This is a genomic window from Halorubrum sp. LN27 (assembly GCF_016635065.1).
GTDB classification, from domain to species: Archaea; Halobacteriota; Halobacteria; order Halobacteriales; family Haloferacaceae; genus Halorubrum; species Halorubrum salipaludis.
Genome location: NZ_JAEPET010000001.1, coordinates 405,693 through 426,805 on the forward strand (window position 1 = coordinate 405,693; position 21,113 = coordinate 426,805).

21 protein-coding genes are annotated in these 21,113 nt (G+C 70.5%); 15 read left to right on the forward strand and 6 right to left on the reverse strand.

Going from position 1 to position 21,113, the window contains the following annotated elements; genetic code table 11:
• Positions 1-339 precede the first annotated feature (339 nt).
• The 4 genes from JIN95_RS01920 (at position 340) to JIN95_RS01935 (ending at position 2,489) form a co-directional block, all read left to right on the forward strand.
• The gene (locus JIN95_RS01920; protein ID WP_200530355.1) at positions 340-1,254 is read left to right on the forward strand and encodes a serine/threonine-protein kinase RIO2; all 915 of its coding nucleotides are present in this window, start codon (positions 340-342) and stop codon (positions 1,252-1,254) included.
• Between the two features lie 132 nt (positions 1,255-1,386).
• Entirely contained in the window at positions 1,387-1,827 is a 441-nt protein-coding gene (locus tag JIN95_RS01925) for a metal-dependent transcriptional regulator (protein ID WP_200530356.1), read from the forward strand.
• A gap of 151 nt (positions 1,828-1,978) precedes the next feature.
• Positions 1,979-2,146 (forward strand): hypothetical protein, encoded by a 168-nt coding sequence (locus JIN95_RS01930; RefSeq protein WP_198951507.1) that lies wholly within the window; start codon positions 1,979-1,981, stop codon positions 2,144-2,146.
• 1 nt (position 2,147) lies between these two features.
• Positions 2,148-2,489, forward strand: a complete 342-nt coding sequence (locus JIN95_RS01935) for an amphi-Trp domain-containing protein (protein ID WP_095636266.1) — start codon at positions 2,148-2,150, stop codon at positions 2,487-2,489.
• A 19-nt stretch (positions 2,490-2,508) separates the two neighbouring features.
• Here the strand turns inward: JIN95_RS01935 and dpsA are convergent, their stop codons facing one another.
• On the reverse strand, positions 2,509-3,054 hold the full coding sequence (gene dpsA / locus JIN95_RS01940; RefSeq protein WP_095636267.1) for a DNA starvation/stationary phase protection protein DpsA: 546 nt from the start codon (positions 3,052-3,054) through the stop codon (positions 2,509-2,511).
• Positions 3,055-3,306: 252 nt separating this feature from the next.
• Between dpsA and JIN95_RS01945 the strand changes: the two genes are divergently transcribed.
• The 10 genes from JIN95_RS01945 (at position 3,307) to JIN95_RS01990 (ending at position 12,504) form a co-directional block, all read left to right on the forward strand.
• Positions 3,307-4,593 carry an ABC transporter substrate-binding protein gene (locus tag JIN95_RS01945; protein ID WP_200530357.1) on the forward strand — a complete coding sequence of 429 codons (1,287 nt, stop codon included), beginning with the start codon at positions 3,307-3,309 and terminating at the stop codon, positions 4,591-4,593.
• Entirely contained in the window at positions 4,590-5,597 is a 1,008-nt protein-coding gene (locus JIN95_RS01950) for an FAD-dependent oxidoreductase (RefSeq protein WP_200530358.1), read from the forward strand. The genes JIN95_RS01945 and JIN95_RS01950 overlap by 4 nt, the downstream gene beginning before the upstream one ends.
• Positions 5,594-6,763 (forward strand): iron ABC transporter permease, encoded by a 1,170-nt coding sequence (locus JIN95_RS01955; RefSeq protein WP_200530359.1) that lies wholly within the window; start codon positions 5,594-5,596, stop codon positions 6,761-6,763. The genes JIN95_RS01950 and JIN95_RS01955 overlap by 4 nt, the downstream gene beginning before the upstream one ends.
• On the forward strand, positions 6,764-7,666 hold the full coding sequence (locus JIN95_RS01960) for an ABC transporter ATP-binding protein (protein ID WP_200530360.1): 903 nt from the start codon (positions 6,764-6,766) through the stop codon (positions 7,664-7,666).
• Positions 7,667-7,780: 114 nt separating this feature from the next.
• Positions 7,781-9,013 (forward strand): ABC transporter substrate-binding protein, encoded by a 1,233-nt coding sequence (locus JIN95_RS01965; protein WP_200530361.1) that lies wholly within the window; start codon positions 7,781-7,783, stop codon positions 9,011-9,013.
• Between the two features lie 2 nt (positions 9,014-9,015).
• Entirely contained in the window at positions 9,016-10,272 is a 1,257-nt protein-coding gene (locus JIN95_RS01970) for an ABC transporter substrate-binding protein (RefSeq protein ID WP_200530362.1), read from the forward strand.
• Positions 10,273-10,449 carry a hypothetical protein gene (locus JIN95_RS01975; protein WP_198951508.1) on the forward strand — a complete coding sequence of 59 codons (177 nt, stop codon included), beginning with the start codon at positions 10,273-10,275 and terminating at the stop codon, positions 10,447-10,449.
• On the forward strand, positions 10,446-10,610 hold the full coding sequence (locus JIN95_RS01980) for a hypothetical protein (RefSeq protein WP_158224029.1): 165 nt from the start codon (positions 10,446-10,448) through the stop codon (positions 10,608-10,610). The genes JIN95_RS01975 and JIN95_RS01980 overlap by 4 nt, the downstream gene beginning before the upstream one ends.
• Positions 10,607-11,437, forward strand: coding sequence for an FAD-dependent oxidoreductase (locus tag JIN95_RS01985; RefSeq protein ID WP_095636274.1), 831 nt, complete (start codon positions 10,607-10,609; stop codon positions 11,435-11,437). The genes JIN95_RS01980 and JIN95_RS01985 overlap by 4 nt, the downstream gene beginning before the upstream one ends.
• Before the next feature lie 23 nt (positions 11,438-11,460).
• Positions 11,461-12,504: a hypothetical protein gene (locus JIN95_RS01990; RefSeq protein ID WP_095636275.1), complete on the forward strand. Its 1,044-nt coding sequence runs from the start codon at positions 11,461-11,463 to the stop codon at positions 12,502-12,504.
• A gap of 13 nt (positions 12,505-12,517) precedes the next feature.
• Here the strand turns inward: JIN95_RS01990 and JIN95_RS01995 are convergent, their stop codons facing one another.
• Both JIN95_RS01995 and JIN95_RS02000 read right to left on the reverse strand, forming a co-directional pair.
• The gene (locus tag JIN95_RS01995; RefSeq protein WP_200530363.1) at positions 12,518-13,621 is read right to left on the reverse strand and encodes a TrmB family transcriptional regulator sugar-binding domain-containing protein; all 1,104 of its coding nucleotides are present in this window, start codon (positions 13,619-13,621) and stop codon (positions 12,518-12,520) included.
• A 61-nt stretch (positions 13,622-13,682) separates the two neighbouring features.
• On the reverse strand, positions 13,683-15,989 hold the full coding sequence (locus JIN95_RS02000) for an alpha-amylase family glycosyl hydrolase (RefSeq protein WP_200530364.1): 2,307 nt from the start codon (positions 15,987-15,989) through the stop codon (positions 13,683-13,685).
• A 103-nt stretch (positions 15,990-16,092) separates the two neighbouring features.
• On the opposite strand from JIN95_RS02000, the gene JIN95_RS02005 reads away from it, so the two are divergent.
• Positions 16,093-18,258, forward strand: coding sequence for a glucan 1,4-alpha-glucosidase (locus JIN95_RS02005; protein WP_200530365.1), 2,166 nt, complete (start codon positions 16,093-16,095; stop codon positions 18,256-18,258).
• A gap of 522 nt (positions 18,259-18,780) precedes the next feature.
• On the opposite strand, the gene JIN95_RS02010 is transcribed toward JIN95_RS02005, so the two are convergent.
• The 3 genes from JIN95_RS02010 to JIN95_RS02020 form a co-directional block, all read right to left on the reverse strand.
• Entirely contained in the window at positions 18,781-18,963 is a 183-nt protein-coding gene (locus tag JIN95_RS02010; RefSeq protein ID WP_095636279.1) for a hypothetical protein, read from the reverse strand.
• A gap of 125 nt (positions 18,964-19,088) precedes the next feature.
• Positions 19,089-19,907, reverse strand: coding sequence for an imidazole glycerol phosphate synthase subunit HisF (gene hisF, locus JIN95_RS02015; RefSeq protein ID WP_200530366.1), 819 nt, complete (start codon positions 19,905-19,907; stop codon positions 19,089-19,091).
• 61 nt (positions 19,908-19,968) lie between these two features.
• A complete protein-coding gene (locus JIN95_RS02020) occupies positions 19,969-21,102 on the reverse strand; it encodes a glycosyltransferase (RefSeq protein WP_200530367.1) in 1,134 nt (377 codons plus the stop codon).
• Positions 21,103-21,113 lie beyond the last annotated feature (11 nt).

Genomic DNA, 21,113 nt, shown 5'->3' on the forward strand with positions numbered 1-21,113 from the left:
TTCTCTCCCGGAAAACTGACGCTCACTGTCGGGGTCGTCCGCCGTCAGTTCGTTATTACCTCTTTCCTTGGTCGGCGCTCGCCCGTACCGTAATATCCCCGTTTTCGCCCGGATGTGGTGCCCTCCGGACGAGATATCGCGATCCGATCTTACTCAGATCGCATCTCGGAACTGTCAACGTAGTTGTTTGGATGTCGAACAGACACGACCCACTGCGACCCCGAGCGATCGCTCCGACGGCGACGCGCCGGCCGAATCTATTCTATATCGCGATATTCGATTTATACCCTGCTCACCGAACGCGCGTCCCTTTTAGGAATTGCCGGAGTAGGGGCGCGTATGGTTCGAAACGTCGCCGGCGACATGGCCGAGCTCGATCCCGAGGACTTCTATCTCCTCTCGGGCGTCGAGCAGGGGATGCGCTTCTCCGAGTGGGTCCGCCGGGACAAGATCCCCGACTACGCCGACCTGACGCGCGAGGAGGTCGACTACCGGATCGACCGGTGTCTCGACCGCGAGCTGATCGAGCGGAAGACGATCCAGTACGAGGGGTACCAGCTCACCTTCGAGGGGTACGACGCCCTGGCGCTCCGTACGTTCGCCGAGCGCGAGACCATCGACGGCGTGGGCTCGCCCCTGGGGTTCGGCAAGGAGGGGGACGTGTACGAGGTGCAGTCGTTCAAACCGCTCGCCCTGAAGTACCACCGCGAGGGGTACACCAACTTCCGCGAGGTGAACCGCGAGCGCGAGTACACCGCCGACCGCGACCACGTCTCCTGGCTGTACACCGCGCGCAAGGCGGCCGAACGCGAGTACGAGGCGATGGAGGCGCTGTACCCCGACGTGTCGGTGCCGCGGCCGGTCGATCACAACCGTCACGCCATCGTGATGGACAAGTTCGACGGCGTCGAACTCGCGCGCGCGAAACTCGATCCCGAGCAGGCGATCGGCGTCCTCGACCTCGTCCTCCGCGAGCTGGTGACCGCCCACGACCTCGGGTGGGTCCACGCGGACATGTCCGAGCACAACGTCGCAGTCGCGGAAAGCGGCGTCACGATCTTCGACTGGCCGCAGGCGGTCCCCGTCGACCACGAGAACGCCCGGGAATTCCTCGAACGCGACGTAGAGAACCTCTTGCGGTACTTCGGGCGGAAGTACCCCCACGAGGTGCCGCGAGACGCCGACGTCGAGGGGATCGCGGCCGCGATCGTCGACGGCTCCTTCACCACGATCCGGGCGTTCGGCGATGAATAAACTCCATTTAGCTATATTGAATTAGCTTACGGCCGTTCCCATCAGGAACGCGTTCGCTCCGAACCATCGTGACAACGCCGCGCTGCGATTCGGATCCGAAACCGATTTATAATTTTAGGGTGGCCTAAATCTATGGCGCACGTCGGCGAACCGGGGTCCGCGCGGACGGCCCGCTACCTCCTCGCGCTGTACATCGCGGAACACCGGGCGTCGCCGCCGATATCGCCCGGACGGATCGCGGAGATGCTCGACCGGTCCCCGGCGGCGACGACGGAGATGCTCCAGCGGCTCGCCGCCGACGGGCTCGTCGCTCGGGAGCCGTACGAGGGCGCGACGCTCACCGACGCCGGGCGCGAGCGCGCGGAGGCGCTTCACGAGACGTACGTCGCGCTGTCGTGGTTCTTCCGCGACGTGCTCGATCTCGACGCGCACGAGCGCGAGGCGATGGAGATGGCCGGGCTGGTCAGTCCGGCGGTCGCCGAGCGACTCGCCCACCTGCTGTTCGAAGACCTCGACGTCGACGCCGAGGCCCGCTCCAACGACCTCGGTGTCCCGCGGACACGCCCGGAGTGACTCGGCCGGCGGAGACGGTTCGCGTTCGGCGGACGGAGACGGTTCGCGTTCGGCGGCGACGGACCAACGAGGCCGTGCCGTCCGCCGGGCCTCTCGCAACCCTCGCCGCCGACCGCATCCTTTTTGTTTTAGGTTTGCCTAAAGGCACGCAATGTCTGCAGGCGCTCGGTCCCGCACCGACTCCCGTCGCGAATCGGAACCCGAACAGGTCCCCTCCGTCACCGTCTGTGAGGGGTGTCCCGGCCGGTCGGTGTTCATGGAGTCCGAGAACACGGACGGATGGATCGCGAGCGATCACGTCGTCGACGTGACTCGGTGAGATGACTGACGAATCGGATTCGGCGGAGTCGGGTTCGGCGAAGCCGGGTTCGGAGGAGCCGGCGTCGTCGGTCGACGACGACCGGACGGTCATTGCGGGTCGGAACTTCGAACAGGAGTATCGGATCGACGCGAGCGAGGCGGGCGAGTTCCTGATCGCGCTCGGCGAGGGGCTCCGCGACGGCGGCGAGCTCCGGATCGAGACGGACGAGTGGGAGCTCCCCTTCGCGTTCGGCGAGCCCGTGGAACTCGAGGTCGACTACGAGGGCGTCGGCGAACCGGAGTTAGAGATCGAAGTGACGCTGCCCGGTCGGACCGACCAGACGGCGCCGGACGTGCGTTAGCGGTTTCGGAGTTTCTCCGTCAGTTCGTCGCGGACTCGGTCACGAGCGTGTCGTCTTCGAGGTAGTGCTCGATGTGGTGCGCGTGCTCTTCGATCCCCTCCAGCTGCTCGCGGAGCATCTCCGCGGTCGCGTAGTCGCCGAGCCCCTCCGCGAGCTCGATGTGCTGCCGGTAGCTCTCGATGATGTCGCCCATCATCTCCAGGTCGTTCGCGAGCGACGTGCGGATGTCGTACACGTCCTCGTCCTCCGGCTCGACGGTGGCGTTCTCCGCGAGCGTCGTCATGCTGGCGTGCGGCACGCCGCCGAGCGCCTGCAGCCGCTCGGCGAGCTCGTCGGCGGCCGCCTCGACGTCCTCGTAGACCTCCTGTAAGAACACGTGAACGTCGAGGAACTCGGCGCCCTCGACGTTCCAGTGGTGTTTGTGGAGCTGGTGGTAGAGGACGTACGCGTCCGCGAGGTCGACGTTCAGCGCCTCGATGATCTGCTCTGCCTTCTCCGGTTCGAGCCTGAGGGCGTTCTCTTCGACGGTGCCTGCGCGCTGTCGGGTCTCCTTCTGCGTGCTCATAACACTACTTCGTACGGCCTCTTCCTACTTATAAGTTATCAATACAAATACACTTTTTCGTACGGCCTAAAACTCCACCGTGACGACGGTAGGGGAGCTATCGGTGTTGTATTCCGAATTTCTATCCGAGTTTTTATATAAAATCGATCGGCAGACGAACGACGCGACGAGGCGGCGTCAGCGTCGATCTCCTCGATTTAGGTTTCCCTAAGATTCGAAAGCGATTTAATGCTTTAGGGAGGCCTAAACCATATGGGAAAGCACGCGGACCGAAACGCGCCGACGCGCCGTACCGTGATCGGGTTCGGCGGCGCGGTCGCGGGGGCCGGACTGCTCGCTGGATGTCTCGGCGGCGGGTCGGGCGATTCCGGCTCGGGCGGCGGTTCCGACGGCGCCGACGGCTCGGACGACGCCGAGACCGAGGGGGCCGAGGGCTCCGACGGCGAGGGGGCGGAGGACGACGGGTCCGCGGGCTCGTACTCCGTCGAGATGGCGCCGGTCGGCGAGGTGACGCTCGACGCGGTCCCCGAGGACGTGATGGTCTACAGCCTGCTGTACGCGGACATGGCGGTCGCGTTCGGCCACGGCGACGCGGTGAACTCGCTCGGCTTCGACGCGGACGCGGGCGGACGCACGCTCGACGCCTACTACGCCGAGCTCGACGGCGTCGCGTTCGACCGGGAGGGACTCACCCAGCTCAACTCGGGCTCCGGCGACGGGATCACGGTCGACCGGGAGCTGCTCTACGAGCTCGACTCCGACCTCCACCTGGCGGACCCCGCGCTGTTCGCCTCCTTCGAGGGATGGGACGAGGACGACATCGCGGAGATCCGCGACAACGTCGGCCCGTGGTTCGGCAACGTGTACAGCCGGCGGCACTCCGAACCGCCGGCGGCGTACCGCGAGGACTACGAGTACTACGACCTTTGGGCCATTACGGAGCGCGTCGCGGGCGTGTTCCGCGAGGAGGAGCGCTTCGAGGCGCTCTCGTCGGTCCGCGACGACCTGGTCGAGACGGTGCGGGCCGACCTCCCGCCCGAGGCGGAGCGCCCGACGGTCGCCACGCTCCTCTACATGGACGGGACCTACTACCCCTCGCGGATCGACAAGCCCGGGTTCGCCAACGCCCACGTGCGTCCCTTCGGCGTCCCCGACGCGTTCGGCGCCGACGACGTGACCTACGAGACCGCCTACGACCACGAGCAGCTGCTGGAGATCGACCCCGACGTAATCCTCCACCAGTACGGGGTCGAGTCCTACTACGACGTAGCCGCGGTCCGCGAGGAGCTCGCCGACCACCCCGTCGCCGGCGAGCTCTCGGCGATCGAAAACGACCGGTTCTACCCCTCGGGGGACCCGGTGCAGGGGCCGGTCATGAACCTCTTCCAGATCGAGATGACCGCCAAACAGCTGTTCCCCGAGCGGTTCGGGGAGTGGCCCGACTACGAGCTCGGCGACGGCTACCCCGACATCCCCGAGTCGGAGCGGCTCTTCGACCGCGACCGCGTGGCGGAGATCGTCGCCGGTGATTCGGAATGAGTGAGCCAGTCGATCGCGACGGGGCCGACCGCGACCAGGTCGCCGACGCGGTCGACTGCGACGCGGTCGACCGCGAGGTCGTCGTGGTGGGCGGCGGCCCCGCCGGCTGCTCGGCCGCCGTCTTCCTCGCCCGCGAGGGGCTCGACGTCGCCGTGTTCGACCGCGGTCGGTCGTCGATCGCGCGCTGTGCGCACCTGGGGAACTACCTCGGCTTCCCCGGCGGAATCGACGTCGAGACGTTCTACGACCTCCTGCACGACCACGTCGAACGCGCGGGCGCCGCGCTCGTCGACGACCTCGTCGAGGCGGTCGAGACGCGGGCGGCTGACGGCGGCGACGCGGGGACGGAGGGCTTCCGCGTCACCCCGCAGGAGGGCGAGCCGGTGACCGCCCGTCGCGTGGTGGCGGCGACCCGGTACGACGGCGAGTACCTCCGCGGGCTCGACGACGACGACGCGATGTTCGAGAGCCACGAGCACGGCGGCGAGACCCACGAGCACTTCGACCGGGGGTACGCCGACCCCGACGGGACGACGCCGGTGGACGGGCTCTACGTCGCCTCGCCGTCCGAGGCCGCCCAGCAGGCGATCACGGCGGCCGGGCGCGGCGCCCGCGTGGCCCGGCGGGTCGTCACGGACGCGCGGGTCGCGGACGGCTGGTGGCCCGCGGCGGCCGAGGGCGTCGACTGGGTGCGCCGCGAGGCCGAGCGCGACGAGGAGTGGGCGGACCGCGAGCGGTGGGTCGAGTGGTTCGACGAGCGCCACGCCGACGCCCCCGTCGACGCGGACTCGGAGCGGTTCGCTCGGGTTCGCGAGGCGGCGGTCGACGAGGCGCTGGCGGCGTACGTCGACGCCGACGAGGCCGAGGCGCGAGCGGCCGAGGGGCGGCGCGCGCTCGCCGGCCACCTCGACCCGGCCGCGGTCGTGGAGGCGCACGGCGCCGAGACGCTGCTCGACGCGATGGACGACGAGGCGATCGCCGCGTACGCCGAGGGGGAGCGATGAGCGGCGGGGGATCGGTCGCCGGCGGCGCGGCGCACCGGGCGTCCGAGGGACGGCTCGGGTGGCTGTTCGACCCCAAGCTTGTCACGGTCGCGCTCGCCAGCGTCGCGGTCGTCGTCGTCGGCGGGCTCGTGCAGGTGAGCTTCGGCGCGTACTCGATGACCGTCGGGGAGGCGTGGCGCGCCGTCCTCGACCCCGCGGTGCTCCTCGATCCCCGCTGGCTCCTGAACTTCGTCGTCGGCGAGGGCGTGATGCGCGCGATCACCGGCTTTCAGGGGGAGCTGCCCGAGCTGGCACACGAGACGCTCATCGTCTGGAACATTCGGCTTCCCCGGGTGCTCGTCGCCGCCATCGTCGGGATGAACCTCGGCGTCTCGGGGGCCATCTTCCAGGCGGTCACCAGGAACGAGCTGGCGAGCCCGTTCATCCTCGGCGTCTCCTCGGGCGCGGGGCTGATGATCCTGCTGACGCTCGTGGTGTTCGGGGGGCTCTCGGCGTTCCTCCCGCTGATCGCGGCGCTCGGCGGCGCGGTCGCGTTCCTGATCGTCTACGCGATCGCGTGGAAGAACGGGACGAGCCCGGTCCGGCTCGTGCTCGCCGGCGTGATCGTCGGGACCGTCTTCAACAGCCTCCAGACGGGCCTGTTCTTCTTCGCGGACGACATCGGCGTCGTCCAGTCGGCGATCCAGTGGACGACGGGGTCGCTGACGGGGACCGACTGGGACCAGGTCCGGATGGCGCTCCCGTGGACGCTCGCGGCGGTGGCGCTGTCGCTCGCGGGGTCGCGGCAGCTGAACCTCCTCCTCCTCGGCGAACAGACGGCGAAGTCGCTGGGGATGTCGATCGAGAAGGTGCGGTTCGCGCTTTCCGGCGTCGCCGTGCTGGCGGCGGCGGCCAGCATCGCGGTGGCGGGGATCGTCAGCTTCGTGGGCCTGATCGTCCCCCACATGGTCCGGAACCTCGTGGGCAGCGACTACAAGCGGGTGATCGTCGGCTGCCTGTTCGTCGGCCCGGCGCTGATGGTCGCGGCCGACGTGGGGGCGCGCCTCGGGATGGGCGTGATCACGGGCGCGGACTCGCAGATCCCGGTCGGTATCGTCACCGGGCTGATCGGCGGCCCGTACTTCCTGTACCTGATGCGGCGCCAGCAGAACATGGGTGAGCTCTGAATGTCGACAGAACACGTGGACACGACGCGGACGGAGACGACGGACGGACCGGACGGATCGAACGGCGCGGACGCCTCGGCGGGAACTCCCGACGGGTCGGCCGCGACCGACGCGAGCGACCTCGACGGCGAGGACCTCGTGTTGGGGTACCCGAACGCCCCGGAGCCCGTCATCGACGGCGAGTCGATCGCGGCCGAACCCGGCGCGGTCACGGCGCTCGTCGGCCCGAACGGGTCCGGGAAGAGCACCCTGCTGAAGGGGCTCGCGACCCAGATCGCGCCGGAGGACGGCTCCGTGCTCGTCGACGGGGAGGACGTGCACTCGATGGACACGAAGGCGCTCGCCCGGAAGCTCGGGCTGCTCTCGCAGGAGAGCACCTCGCCGAACAGCATCACGGTCGAAGACCTGGTGTACCACGGCCGGTACCCGCACCGCGGGTTCTTCGAGCGGACGACCGACGAGGACGCGGCCGCGGTCGAGGAGGCGATCGAGCTGGCCGGCTGCGGCCACCTGCGCGACCGGGAGGTCGGGAGCCTCAGCGGCGGGCAGAAACAGCTGGCGTGGATCGCCATGGTGCTCGCGCAGGACACCGACGTGCTCCTCTTAGACGAGCCGACGACGTTCCTCGACATGCACCATCAGATGGAGGTGATGGAGATCATCGAGACGCTGCGCGACCGAAGCGACGTGACCGTCGTCGTCGTGCTCCACGACATCGAGCAGGCCGCCCGGCTCGCCGACCGGATGGTCGCGCTCAAGGACGGCGAGATCCGCGCCCGCGGCGCCCCCGAGGAGATCGTCACCGAGGACCTGCTCGCCGACGTGTTCCGCGTCGACGCCGACGTGGTCCAGACCGAGAACGGCCCGCGCGTGACGCCGCTCCGAGCGCGTCACGAGGATTGAGCGCGGCGTCTCGGACGAGGGCGCGGAGTAACTCGGAGACGATCCGCGCGATCTATGTTTTAGGCTAGCCTAAAGATCGGAACGGTTATATTTGTTTAGGTGAGCCTAAAACACATGTCGAGAGACGACGCGGAACCCGGCAAACCGACTCGGCGAAGCATCCTCACGTACGGCGGCACCGCCGCGCTCGGCGGGTTGCTCGCCGGTTGCACCGGCGGGGCCGAGAGCGGTACCGGCGCCGGCGAAGACGGTGAAGCCGGCGACGACGGTGGTGCGGAGGCCGCCTCGACGACCGCAACCGAGTCGGACTCCGAGAGCGAAGGATCCGACGAGTTCCCGTACACCGCCGCCATGGAACCGGTCGGCGAGGTGACCTTTGAGGCGGTCCCGGAGCGGTGGGTCGCGTACGACGGCGGCTTCGCGGACATGGCCGTCGCGCTGGGGAAAGCCGACGGACTGGCCGGGGTCGGCAACGCCAGCCGGTACTACACGTACGTCTACGACGAGCTTCCCGGGGTCGACGTCGATCGGAGCCAGATCGAGGCGTACCCGGAGGTCAGGACGAAAGAGGAGTTCTACGAGATCGACGCCGACATCCACCTGTACGACCCGCAGATGCTCGTCAACTGGTTCGATTGGGGGGAAGACGACGTTGCGGAGCTCCGCGACAACGTCGCCCCCTTCTTCGGGAACCTGATCTTCCGGCGGTCGGACGGGTGGCACGACTACCGGTACTACACGCTGTACGAGGCGTTCGAGCGCGTCGCCGCGGCGTTCGACGAGCGCGAGCGCTACGAGGCGTTCGCCGAGCTCCACGAGTCGTTCATCGCCGACGTGCAAGCCCGGCTTCCGTCGGCGGACGACCGGCCGAGCGTGTTCCTGACGTTCGAGGGAACCGACGAGCCGGAGACCTTCTCGCCGTACCGGCTGGTCGACAAGGGGACGAGCAAGAAGCAGTGGCTCGATCTCGGGGTCAACGACGCGCTCGCGGGGACCGACGTCGAGAACCTCAGCACCACGAACCGCGGCGAGCTCGACTACGAGAACCTGCTCGAAGTGGATCCGGACGTGATCCTCGTCCGCGGGCACGAGCGCAAATCGGCGGCGGAGTTCCGCGACACCGTCCTCGCGTACATGGAGAGCCATCCCGTCGGGAGCGAGCTCACGGCGGTCCAGAACGGCCGCGTGTACCGCGGCGGTTACCTCTATCAGGGGCCGATCCACAACCTCTTCCTGACCGAACGGGCCGCGAAACAGATCTACCCGGAGGAGTTCGGCCCTGTAACCGGTGACGAACGGCTGTTCGACCGCCAGCGGGTTGCGGACATCATCAACGGAGAACTCTAACAATGGATACCAACGACACGATTCGAGACGGGACGGCGACGCGGAGAGAGACGATCAAGTACGGCGGTACGGTCGCCCTCGGCGGTCTCCTCGCCGGCTGTGTCGGCGGCGGCGACGGCGACGGATCCGGTTCGTCCGACGCCGCCCCGACCGAGAACTCGACTGACGACGACTCGACCGAGGACGGTTCGGACGAGTCCGACTCCGAGGACGAGGCCGACGAGAGCTACACGGCGTCGATCTCTCCGGTCGGCGACGTGACCTTCGAGTCGCCGCCGGAGACGGTGTTCACGCGGCTCACCCACCACGCGGACATGGCGTTCGCGCTCGGCCGCGGCGACGGGATCACGGCGATGCACGCCCCCGACTACTACGACGGGCTCTGGAACCAGTACGTCGAGCGGCTCCCCGGCGTCTCGCTCGACTGGTCGGGGCTCTACTCCTCGTGGGAACCCGACAAGGAGAAGCTGTACGACCTCGACAGCGACGTTCATCTCGCGGATCCGGCGTGGCTGACGCAGCTGGAGGGATGGGAGCGCGAGGACGTCGACGAGATCGCCGAGAACGTCTCGCCGTGGTTCGGCAACTCCCTCAGCGACCGCCATCAGGAGCCGGCCGGAGAGTGGGTCGACGGCTACGAATACTACGGGCTCTGGGAGCAGTTCGAGCGCGTGGCCGAGGCGTTCGACGAGCGCGAGCGCTACGAGGCGCTCGCGGCGGTCCGCGAGGACCTCCTGTCGACGGTCGACGAGCGGCTGCCGCCGGAGGAGGAGCGTCCGACGGCGGTCATGATCGCCGCCGCGGACATCGAGCAGATCTACGCGTACACCCTGAGCAACCCCGGCTTCCTCACGTCGCACACGCGCCCGCTCGGGCCGCGCGACGCGTTCGAGAGGAGCGTCGAGTCGGGTTCGGTCGTCGACTTCGAGACGATCCTCGATGCGGACCCCGACGTAATCTTATACCTCGGCGGCATGGAGCCGGGGACGGACATGGCCGGGCGGCGGACCGCCTTCGAGGAGGACCCCGTCGGCTCGCAGGTCGCGGCGGTTCAGAACGACCGGATCCACCCGCAGGGCGCCCGGTACCAGGGGCCGATCCTCAACCTCTTCCAGATCGAGATGACTGCGAAGCAGCTCTACCCCGACGAGTTCGGTGCGTGGCCGCGGTACGAGTCGGGCCCGTACCCGGAGATTCCGGCGGACGAGCGGCTGTTCGACCGTCAGCGCGTCGCCGACGTCATCAACGGGGACCTGTAGATGCGCGCCCGCGAGTGGACGGTCGCCGCCGCGTTCGGCGACCCGACGGAGTACGACGTGCCGGACCTCCCGACGTGGCGCGTCGAGCGCGGCGACGACGGCGACCTCGCGTTCGCGGCCGCCGACCGCGACGAGCCGTTCATCGCGGCGGCGCGACCGGTTCGGGTGCGGCGATGAGCGCGACCCGCCTCGATGGGGTCCCGGGACTGGCCGGAACCGGTGCGGTCCCGGACCGAAGCGACTACGGCGGCTCGCGCGCCCCGACCGGTATGGCGAACGCGACGACGGTGGCGATCGACGGCGACGACTCGCGACTCGAACGGGGGATCGACCGATGAGCGCCGACGAGACGCCCGTAGATGAGGCCGATTCGCGCCGCTCCCGCGACGTGGTCGTCGTCGGCGGCGGCGTCGCCGGGCTCTCGGCGGCCGTCTTCACGGCCCGACAGGGGCTCGACACGCTCGTGGTGGACGACGGCGGGTCGCTCCTCCGGCGGAACGCGCACCTGGAGAACTTCCCCGGCTTCCCGCTCGGCGTGGACGCCCGACGGCTGCTCGACCTCCTCGCCGAGCAGGCCGAGACCGCCGGCGCCGACCGGCTCGACGGCCGGGCGACGCGCGTCTCGGCGGTCGACCTCGACGACACCGACGGCTCCGAGACCGGCGGCGACGCCCGGTTCGTCGTCGAGGTCGACGGCGCTGGCGAGGGGGACGACGCGGACGACCGCACCGACCCGATCCGGACCCGCCACGTCGTCGCCGCGACGAAAAACGAGGTCGGCTACCTCGACGGCGTCGAGGGGGTCGGGATCCTCGACCGCGGGAAGTCGTACGTCGACACCGACGAGCGCGGCCGGACCGGCGTCGACGGGCTGTACGCGGCCGGCCGGCTCGCGGAGAAGCCGCACCAGGCGGCGGTGTGCGCGGGCCACGGCGCGGAGGTCGGCGTGACGATCCTAGAGGAGGACGACCGCGGGTTCTACCACGACTGGGTCGCGCCCGAGGGGTACTTCACCGACCGCGGCCGGCAGGTGCCGCCGGGCTGCGAGGAGATCGGCGACGACGAGCGCCGCGAGCGCGAGGCGGCGTCGCGCGAGGCGATCCGGGAGCGGTTCGCGGGGCCGCACCCGGACCCGCAGGAGACGCACCCGAGCCTAGAGGAGTGAGCGGCGCGCGGAGGTGACACCACGTGATCGGAACGACGCTACTCGAGATCGGCGACCACATCGAATCGCTCGCGAGCGAGACGGGCGAGTACTCGCTGGTCTGCGCGCGGTACGGCGACCGACCGGTCCCGGCGGCCGGGCTCCGGTTCGAGAGCCGCGCCGTCGCGCGGGCCGCGGCGCGCGCCACCGAGCAGTACCGCGACGCGCTCCGCCGGTACGACCCGCGGCTGCCGTACTACGACGTGATCGTCCGCCAGGAGTTCGCGGGAGACGGCCCTGACCTCGGGGCCGGCGCCGGACCGAACGCCGGCGCCAGCGGCCCGAAGCGGTCCGACGATCCCCACGACGTGCGGCGGTTCTCGGCTGCGGAAGCCTCCGAGTGGGACCTCACCGAGCCCGCCGTGGAGGACGCGACTGGAGCGGGCCGCCCGGGGGACCGAGGCGGCCGGAGGGAGGCGAGGGACCGGGACGACCGCGGTCGCGACCGGAACGACCGCGGCCGCGACCGCGTCGAGTTCTGCCACGAGGCAGCGGCCGGGGTGTTCGAGGCGCTGTCGGCGGGCGGCCACGACGACGCCGAGTCGGCGGTGATGGACGCGTACTTCGCGTTCGCCGAGCGCGTGGACGACCCTGACGACCTCTGTCTGTGCCTCCTCGAAGCGATGGCCGAGGTCCTCCACCGGCGGCTCGCGCCCGACGAGCAGGCGTCGGTGCTGTCGGAAGCGGCGTCGGGGCTCCCGCCCGTCGACGACGCAGACCCCGTCTCCGGGGCGTTCGACCGCCTTGCGGGGGCCGGCGTCGTCGACGGCTACAGCCGCGAGTCCGAGTCGAGGCCGGTCGCGTCGCCCGACGGCGATACCGTTCTGGTGTCGAACTACGCGTTCACGCCCCGAAACGGGCGGTTCCCGACGCTGCCGCTCGTCCTCGAACTGTACCGCCGGACGGAGCCCGGTCGTCGCCCCGACGCGGTCCGGATCGACGCCGTCGACGAGGGGTGGCGGGTCAGCCTCTCCGCCGGCTCCGGCGACGGGCCGGTCGGGCTCGCCAGCGCGGCGATCCGGTCGTAACCGGAGCGCTCCGTCACTCGTCCGCGTCGTCGGAGCCGTCCCCCTCCGCCCCCTCCGCCCCCTCCGCTTCGATCCGCACGAGGTCGGCCTCCACGTCCTCCACGAAGGCTCCCTGTCCCCCGACCGTGACGGTCTCGCCGTCGTCGGTCTCGACGACGAGCGAGTGCTCGACGGGGAACTCGTTGGTCGTCGGCTCCACCATCCCCTGCTTCGACTCGACGACGCGGCCGACAATCTCGACCGACTCGTCGTCGTCGGTCCGCCGCCCGCCGACGGTGACGCGAGGGGTCTCCCCGGCGCGGAGGCGGAGCGTCGCTTGGAGGACGGTGTGCCTGAAGTTCGCGTACTCGGCTGGCAGCGGCGCGGGCGCCGCGGTCGCGAGCTCGTCGGCGGCCGGCCAGTAGTTCCCGAGGAACGAGCCGACGATCACCGGCGCGAGCTGCTCCTGCGAGAAGTGGATCGCCTGTCGGTCGGTGTTGGACCGGCGCAACAGCTCGGGCGGGACGACGACCCCGGCCGCGGAGTCGACGGTGAGCAGCGTCGGCATCGCCTCGCCCCACGTCCGGACGACGCTGGCGACGCCGTCGAGCTCGCCGTCGAACCCGCCCGGGACCCCGCTCGCGTCCGAGACGATGAGCAGCACGAGGACGCCGCGGTCGACGGCCTCGACGAGCGACTCGCGGATCTCGGGGAGGTGGTCGGCGGTGATCGACAGCGCCACCTCCGAGTCCGCGTCCGCGAGCAGCGACCGGATCCGCTTTATCACCGTCACCCGGGACTTGATCACCTCGAACTGCTCGGTCTGTCGCTCCACCCGTGAGAAGCGCTCCTCTAACCCGGGGCGGATCGCGTCCACGTCCGACCGGAGCCGGTTTATCACCTCGTCCGGCGGGTTCGCGCGGATGGTCGTCGGCACGACGTGGTCGTTCACCTCGACGAAGCCGCGCTCCGCGAGCGACTCGCTCACGCTGTACACGTAGCGTTTCGACACGCCCGCGGCGTCGGCGACGGTGCTCGCCTTCGCCTCGCCGTGCGCCAAGAGACTGAGGTACGTGTCGACCTCCTTGTCCGAGAGCCCGAACCGGCGGAGGAGATCGTTCAGCGTCCGGTCGTCCATGTGACAGAGAAGGGCGAGGGACTCACTTATAAGGGTCGGAGCGACGCGGCGGCGCGGTCCCTCACCGGAGGACCGCGACGGAGTCGACCGCGACGTCGGTGTCGACCGCGCGGTCCGCGAACAGGTCGGTCTCGACCCGGTCCGGAACCGTCACGGTCGCGGGGGCCTCCGCGAAGTTGACGACGACGAGGAGGGCGTCGTCGCCGTCACTGTCGTCGTTGCTGCCGCTGGCGCCACCGTCGCCGCCATGCTCGCCGTCGTCCTCGTCGGGCCTCCGGACGAACGCGGTCACGCGCTCGGCGTCGCCGTCGACGACCGACACGTCGGCGGCGAGCCCCGCGAAGTCGACGGCGCCGTCCCGGAGGAGCGGCTCGCGCTCGCGGAGCGCGGCGAGGTCGCGGTGGAAGTCGGTGAGGTCGTTGTCGCCGTCGTGCCACCGGATCGGTCCGCGGTACGTCTCGTTGCCGCGCTCCTGTCCGGCGTACACCATCGGCGCGCCGGGGAGGGCGAAGACGGTCGCCGCTGCCGCCTTCAGCGCTCCTCGGCCGTACTCGGCGAGGTAGCGCTCCTCGTCGTGGTTCTCGACGTAGCGCATCTGCAGGCCCGGGTCGTCGAAGCCGAGCCACTCGGCGCGGGCGAACGCGTCGGCGAGCGCGTCCGCGGGCGCGTCGCCCGCCCCGACTGACCGGAGGGTCTCGTACAGCGAGGTGTCGTAGTGGAGGTCGAACTCCCCCTCGCCGTAGAAGGGGTCGTGCGGGAGCGTCTCGTCGAGCAGGAGGAAGTCGTCGGGGACGCGGTCGCTCACCTCCTTCCAGAAGCCGTGGGGGACGCCCCACGCCACGTCGGCGCGGAAGCCGTCGACGACCGCGCTCCACTCGTCGACCACGTCGAGCAGCCACTCGCGGACCGCCGGCGAATCGAAGTTGAGGTTCGGGATCCGGCGCCAGTTGAAGTAGTACTCCGGCATGTCGCCGTCGGCGAGCTCCGCCCAGTCGGTGTCGGTCACGTCGAAGGCGCTGTCGGCCCGGCGGTAGTGGTCGGCGTACTCATCGACCCCGGCGGCGTGCATCTGGAAGGCGGGGTGGTCGCGGGACGTGTGGTTGATCACCAGATCGAAGATCACCCGGATCCCGGCGTCGTGGCAGGCCGCGACCAGCGACTCGAACGCCTCGCGCGAGCCGAGGTCGCTCGCGGTGTCGTAGTAGTCGGTGACGTGGTAGCCGTGCTCCGTCGGCGAGGCGAGCACGGGCGTGAGCCAGAGCGCGTCGACCCCGAGGCTCTCGATGTAGGGCACCCGGCGCTCGATCTCGCGGAACGTCGTCGGCAGGGTGTCGCCGGCGAACGACCGGACAAAGACCTCGTAGATCGTCGGGGAGTCGGCCCACTCGGGCGGGGCGTGCGGGTCGCGCACGGCGAGCGACCCGGCCTCGTCCACCCCCGCGGCGCCGCTCCTGTCGCGCTCGATCCGGACCGTCTCCGCCGCGCCGTAGCGGTCCCCGTGCGGGACGGCGTGGATCCGGACCCCGCCAGCGAGGTCGTCCGGAAGCGCCGAGACCGGGATCGAGAGGGCGTCGCCCGCCGCCAGCGACTCGATCCGCGCGACCGTCTCGGGGGGCGCGTCGCGGTCGTCGACGAGGAAGTCGACGGCGACGGGCGACTCGCCGGCGGTCCTCCCGGAAGCGCCGTCCCCGTCGTCGGGGGTCGATTCCTCCCCCCCGTCGAGGTCGGGCGGCGCGGCGGCGTCGGCGGTAATTCGGACCGCCTCGGCGTCGCCGTCGCCCTCGACGACGCTCGTCGACAGCGAGACGCGCGGCCGCCCCGGGCCCGGCACCGTCACCGCGTCGCGGTGCTCGTTGCCGGGGTCGTCGTTGGCGACGAAGCTGAACCCGTGGCGACCGGGCGGCACGCGGACCGGACAGACCCAGTCGTCGCCGTCGCGCTCGGGGCGGTCGCGCGCGAGCAGGCGGTCGTTGTGGGGCCACATCAGTGAGACGCGGTCCACGTCGCTGTCGTCGACGGGGAGGTCCGCGGCGGGGACGCGGAGCTCGACCGGCCGCCGCTCGTCGGGGTAGGCGCGCACGCGCTGGCGGTGGGTCCCGTCCGGGGCGTCGAGCGTCAGGACGTACGTTCCGGGGGCGTCGGGTCGGAGGTGAACGACCGGCGCGTCAGGCCGGCTCGTCGCGCCGGGAACGAGGACTCCATCGTCGTCGTCGCTTCCGCGGACCGGCTCCCCGTCGGCGCGCGCGTCGCTCTCCGCGGGCGCGTCGCGGAGGGTCCACTCGTAGGTTCCGTCCGGATCGGGGCTCCGCGGCGACAGCTCGACGGATTCGCCGACGCTCGTCGCGCGCGGCGGACCGGGGTCGTGCATACTGGTTCCCGACGGCGCCCCGGCTTGAGCGTTTCCGTTCTGCGAACGAATGAACAATAATTACACCAAAACTTCATACGCGGAGGGTCCGTGTACTCGCGTAATGCAACTCCGCGACGCGCTCGACGACTACAAGCGAAACACCGGGCACGCCACCCGGTTCCCGGGCGAACGCCGGACCGTCACCGGGCGATTCTCGGGCGGCGACGGACGGCTCGTTCACGTCGCCGGCGACGGCGAGCTCCGCGACTTCGGCTACCCGCTGACCGGCCGAACGGGGCTCGTCCGCTCGCGCGTCGGCCTCGCGGTCGGCGACGAGATCGCGTGGCTCGACGAGGTGCCGACCGAGCAGCGCTACGTCGGCGACACGACCCTGATCGAGACCGTCCACGAGACGGACCACGGGACGGTCACCCGCCACGACGCGACGATCGGCGACGCCCACCTCACGCGCGCGTCGGTCGACGTGGGCGACGACGGCCACGCGAACGTCGACCCGGCCGACCTCTCGCTCGTCGTGTACGCCCGGTTCGCGCCGGACGGACGCGACGATCGAGTGGGACAGCTCCGGTACGACGACGCGGTCGAGGTGTACCACGCCGACGAGCGCGACTTCCTCGCGAGCGACACCGGTCTCGCCGACCTGCGCGGCCAGCTCCCGGCGACGTTCCCCGAGCTGCTCGACGACGCCCCCACCGACCTCCCGCGCGACCGCGACGGGGACCGCTACGAGGAGGAGCGGCTCTCCGGCGAGGTGATCGCGGACGTGCCCTTCGAGGAGGGCGTCGCGACGGTCGGCACCCTGCTGACCGACCGCGAGGAGACGACGCGCGAGGCCGCCCGCGAGCGGCTCGCGGCGCTGTTCGCGGAGCTCGACTCCCCCGACGCGCTCGCCGCGGCCGCGGGCGAGACGATCCCTGCGGTCCCCGAGTCGGTCCCGGCCCGGGAGTCGGTCGTCGCCGACCTCCGGGTTCTCTCCCTGCTCTCCGCGGAGTCCGGGCTCCGGATCGCCGGCCCGGACTTCGACCCCTTCTACTCCACCTCCGGCGGCTACGGCTACACGTGGTTCCGCGACGACGCCGAGATCTCGACGTTCGCGCTCGACGCGGACGACCGGCTCGGGCTCGGGCTGGACGACTGGCACGCGCGTTCGGCCGAGATGTACGTCGCCACCCAGCGCCCGGACGGCTCGTGGCCCCACCGGGTGTGGCCCCGGAACGGGGCGCTAGCGCCCGGCTGGGCGAACGCGCGCATCGAGGACGGGCCCGACGTGGACTACCAGGCGGACCAGACCGGGAGCGTCATCGCCTACCTCGCGCAGGCGCGCGCCGCGGGCGTCGACGCCGAGGGGCTCGACGAGACGCTCGTCGCCGCGCTCGCCGGGCTCGACGAGACCCTCGCGGACGACGGGCGCCCTGTCGTGTGCCAGAACGCGTGGGAGGACAGCGCCGGGCGCTTCGCGCACACGACCGCGACGTTCCTGGAGGCGTACAGCGAGCTCGCCCTCCACGGCGACGGGCTGGAGGCGGCTGCGCTCGACGCGGACGCCTTCGGGTCGACCGCGGCGCTCGACCCCGCCGCGCTCCCCGACGACCTCGCCGCCCACGCCCGCGATCAGGCGGCGCGGGTGTACGACGCCCTCGACGACCTGTGGGTCCCCGAGCGCGGCTGTTACGCGCTCCGCGAGACCGCCGAGGGCGCGATCGACGACCGGCTCGACTCCTCGACGCTGTCGCTGGCGAGCGCGCACCGCTCCTTCGACGCGCTCGGGCGGGGCGACGGCGAGCGCGGCGAGCGCGGCGACGGGGCGGACGCCCCCGGCGCGGTCGACGATGAGCGCCTCGACCGGCTGGTCTCGCACGTCGAGACGGTCGTCGACGGGCTCGCCCACGAGAGCGACGAGATCGCCGGCCTGATCCGGTACGAGGGCGACGGCTGGCGGCGGGCCGGCCAGCGCTCCGAGAAGGTGTGGACGGTCTCGACCGCGTGGGGGGCGAACGCCTGTGCGGAGCTGGCGGTCCTCCTCGCCGACCGCGAGGACCCCCGCGCGGCCGAGATGGTCGAGAACGCCCGGGAGCTGCTCGCGCACGTCTCGCCCGGCGGCTCCCTCTGTGAACCGACGACGTATCTCCCCGAGCAGTTCTTCGACGACGGGACGCCCGACAGCGCGACGCCGCTCGGCTGGCCCCACGCGATCCGACTGGCGACGGTGGCGCTGCTCGACGACGAGCTCCCGCAGTTCGCCGACTGCGTCGCCGCCGACGACTGACGCGACGGACGGCGGGTTTTCGATCCAATATTTAAAAGACGATGAGCGAATGCGATCCGAATTTATAAGTCATGGTGCGGTGGCGCGTGCCTGCGAGCGGCCGACAGGCCGCGAGTCAGCACGCGCGAGGGAGTCGCGAACAGCGTGGCGCGGAGCGCCACGGGCAGCCGGCGCGGAGCGCCGGCGACGAAGTGAGCGACGAGGCTGGGGAGGTGTGAGGTGCGGTTGCGGTGCGGTCGGGTGGGACTCAAAGGGGCAGCCGGGAGGACGAAGCACGGCGCAGCAAGCACCGCAGCGAAGGAGCAACGCGACTGAGCGAGGAGCACAGCAAGCCGCGCGAGTCCTCCCGGCTGGGGCTTTGGCGGCCTTCACCGTCGATCCGCAGCCAACGATTTATAAGCGAGCGGCTGGCGCTTTGGCGGTCTTCGTCGCTTCGTCGGATACTTATAAACTCACTTCGGACACGCATCACTTGCGGGTGCGGTATCTCACACAACACACGCAAAAATCGACGCGCCGGACCTATCGCCACTCGTCGGCCGGCACGCAGTCCGCCGCACGGACCGTGATCCACCGGGTCGTCCGCTCGTCGGGATCGCGGTCCCGCTCGAAGAACGTCACCTCCCCGCCGTCGGAGTCGCCGTCGGTCCGCTTACAGACGAGCTCCGACCGCTCGGCACGGACGCGCGTCGATGACGTGGACATACGTCACGATTCGCTCCGGATCAAATAATAAGTATTGGTTTTCTTTCGCAATCTGCGAAACAACCGTCGTCAATACCGGAAATTAACCGAACTCCGAGTGAAACGGCAGATCGAATTCGCCTCCCCTACAGCCGGACCGGAACGCCGCGCTCGTCGAGGTACTGCTTCGTCTCCTCGATCGAGTAGTCGCCGAAGTGGAAGATGGAGGCCGCGAGCCCGGCGTCGGCGTTCGCCTCGGTGAACACCTCGTGCATGTCCTCGGGGCCGCCGCAGCCGGAGGAGGCGATGACGGGGGTCGAGACGGCGTCGCACACCGCCGTCATCAGCGGGATGTCGTAGCCGTCCTTCGTCCCGTCCTTGTCGATGGAGTTGACGAACAGCTCGCCGGCGCCGCGCTCCTCGGCCTCCTTCGCCCACGAGACGGCGTCGATGCCGGTGCCTTCGCGGCCGCCCTTCTTGGTGCACTCGAACCACACCCGTTCGCCGTCCTCGTCCTCGTAGAAGTGCTCGCCCGCGTCGTCGTACCGGCGGCGGGCGTCGACGGAGATGACGATACACTGGCTGCCGAACGCCGCCGCGCCCTCCTCGATGAGCTCCGGGCGCTCCAGGGCGCCGGTCGTGATCGACACCTTGTCCGCGCCCGCGCGGAGCGTCTCCTTGATGTCGGCCTTGGTGCGGATGCCGCCGCCGACCGTCAGGGGGATGAAACACTCGTCGGCGACCGCGTTCACCACGTCGAGCATCGTCTCCCGGCCCTCGGCGCTCGCGGTGATGTCGAGGAAGACGAACTCGTCGGCGCCCGCGGCGTTGTACTTCTTCGCCAGCTCGACCGGGTCGCCGGTGTACTCCAGGTTCTCGAAGTTGACGCCCGTGTACACCGCCGCGTCCCCGTCGTCGTCGAGGTCGACGTCGATACAGGGAATGATCCGCTTCGTGAGTCCCATTCGTTACCGGTCGTTGGCGGCGGCCGGGGTTAAAAGACGCGGGGTCGCGCTCGGCGCGAGATCACTCCTCCGTCTCCCGCTCTCCGCTCTCCCCTTTCGCATTTTCCCCGCTCCCCGCCTCCGTTCTCTCCGACGCCGACGACCGCCGGTCGTACTTCGCGACCGCGCGGTCGGCGCGCTTCGAGATGCCGTTCGGGTTCCGGGCGGGGCTCCGGTCCCGACTCCGCGCGACGAGGCCGTCGGAGGTCCCGCCGGCCAGCCCGAGGAGCACGTCGCGGCCGGTGGCGGCCCACCGCGAGGGGGTCGACTCGCCGCGGAGCACGTCGCCGGCGGCCCCGACGGCGTCGGTCGCGGCGTGCGTCCCGGCCCGCGCGAGCACCGTCGGACGGATCCCGTAGTTCTTCAGGAGGCGGTACGCGAGCGCCCGGTACTTCCACCCCCACTCGCGGGCGCTGCGCCCGCCGTCGGCCGCCGTCGGGCTCGGGAGCTCCTTGGCGACCGCCATCTCCTCACGCCACGCCACGGTCCGCCCCATCTGGGCCAGCCTGTGGGCCGCGTCCCGCGCGCCGCCGGTGTTGAGGTACTCGTCGAAGCCGTCCAGGTCCCGGAGCGTCTCGCGCCGGAAGGCGACGTTGCCCCCCTCGAAGTAGGTCACCTCGGTGCCCGCGATGCTCCGGCGCTCCGGGCCGTCGCGGCGCTCGTCGTCTCCCCGCCCGTCTTCGTCGTTCTCTCTTCCGTCTCCGCGTCTCCCGTCGCGTCCTCCGTCCTCACCGTCGCGTCCTCCGTCCTCACCGTCGCGTCCTCCGTCCTCACCGTCGCGCCCTCCGTCGTCGTCGCGCCCCGCCGCCGGTTCGATCGGGGTCACCGGTCCCGTCACGGCGTCCGCGTCGTCGAGGCCGGCGCGGACGGCGTCGACCCACCCCGCTCCGATCCGGTTGTCGTAGTCGACGAGGGCGACCGCGTCGCCCGTGGCGACCTCGATGCCGGCGTTGCGGGCGACGTTGACCGTGCGGTCGGAGATCTCCACCAGCACGTCCACGTCGTCGCGGTCCCGCACCATCCCGGTGGTGCCGTCGGCGGAGGGGCCGTTGGCGACGATCACCTCCGCCTCGGGAGCGTGGGCCGCCAGCGCGTCGAGGCAGGCGGCCAACCGGTCCCGCCCGTTGAGCGTGGGAACGACGACCGAGAGGTCCATACGGTCGGGTA

Bases quoted from the DNA above. Each gene is read 5' to 3' on its own strand.
- JIN95_RS01985 (WP_095636274.1), top strand. From the start codon at position 10,607: ATGAGCGCCGACGAGACGCCCGTAGATGAGGCCGATTCGCGCCGCTCC.
- JIN95_RS01980 (WP_158224029.1), top strand. From the start codon at position 10,446: ATGAGCGCGACCCGCCTCGATGGGGTCCCGGGACTGGCCGGAACCGGT.
- JIN95_RS01960 (WP_200530360.1), top strand. From the start codon at position 6,764: ATGTCGACAGAACACGTGGACACGACGCGGACGGAGACGACGGACGGA.
- JIN95_RS01920 (WP_200530355.1), top strand. From the start codon at position 340: ATGGTTCGAAACGTCGCCGGCGACATGGCCGAGCTCGATCCCGAGGAC.
- JIN95_RS01945 (WP_200530357.1), top strand. From the start codon at position 3,307: ATGGGAAAGCACGCGGACCGAAACGCGCCGACGCGCCGTACCGTGATC.
- JIN95_RS01995 (WP_200530363.1), bottom strand. From the start codon at position 13,621: ATGGACGACCGGACGCTGAACGATCTCCTCCGCCGGTTCGGGCTCTCG.
- JIN95_RS01975 (WP_198951508.1), top strand. From the start codon at position 10,273: ATGCGCGCCCGCGAGTGGACGGTCGCCGCCGCGTTCGGCGACCCGACG.
- JIN95_RS02010 (WP_095636279.1), bottom strand. From the start codon at position 18,963: ATGTCCACGTCATCGACGCGCGTCCGTGCCGAGCGGTCGGAGCTCGTC.
- JIN95_RS01925 (WP_200530356.1), top strand. From the start codon at position 1,387: ATGGCGCACGTCGGCGAACCGGGGTCCGCGCGGACGGCCCGCTACCTC.
- JIN95_RS01950 (WP_200530358.1), top strand. From the start codon at position 4,590: ATGAGTGAGCCAGTCGATCGCGACGGGGCCGACCGCGACCAGGTCGCC.
- JIN95_RS01930 (WP_198951507.1), top strand. From the start codon at position 1,979: ATGTCTGCAGGCGCTCGGTCCCGCACCGACTCCCGTCGCGAATCGGAA.
- JIN95_RS02000 (WP_200530364.1), bottom strand. From the start codon at position 15,989: ATGCACGACCCCGGTCCGCCGCGCGCGACGAGCGTCGGCGAATCCGTC.
- hisF (WP_200530366.1), bottom strand. From the start codon at position 19,907: ATGGGACTCACGAAGCGGATCATTCCCTGTATCGACGTCGACCTCGAC.
- dpsA (WP_095636267.1), bottom strand. From the start codon at position 3,054: ATGAGCACGCAGAAGGAGACCCGACAGCGCGCAGGCACCGTCGAAGAG.
- JIN95_RS01965 (WP_200530361.1), top strand. From the start codon at position 7,781: ATGTCGAGAGACGACGCGGAACCCGGCAAACCGACTCGGCGAAGCATC.
- JIN95_RS01935 (WP_095636266.1), top strand. From the start codon at position 2,148: ATGACTGACGAATCGGATTCGGCGGAGTCGGGTTCGGCGAAGCCGGGT.
- JIN95_RS02020 (WP_200530367.1), bottom strand. From the start codon at position 21,102: ATGGACCTCTCGGTCGTCGTTCCCACGCTCAACGGGCGGGACCGGTTG.
- JIN95_RS01970 (WP_200530362.1), top strand. From the start codon at position 9,016: ATGGATACCAACGACACGATTCGAGACGGGACGGCGACGCGGAGAGAG.
- JIN95_RS01955 (WP_200530359.1), top strand. From the start codon at position 5,594: ATGAGCGGCGGGGGATCGGTCGCCGGCGGCGCGGCGCACCGGGCGTCC.
- JIN95_RS02005 (WP_200530365.1), top strand. From the start codon at position 16,093: ATGCAACTCCGCGACGCGCTCGACGACTACAAGCGAAACACCGGGCAC.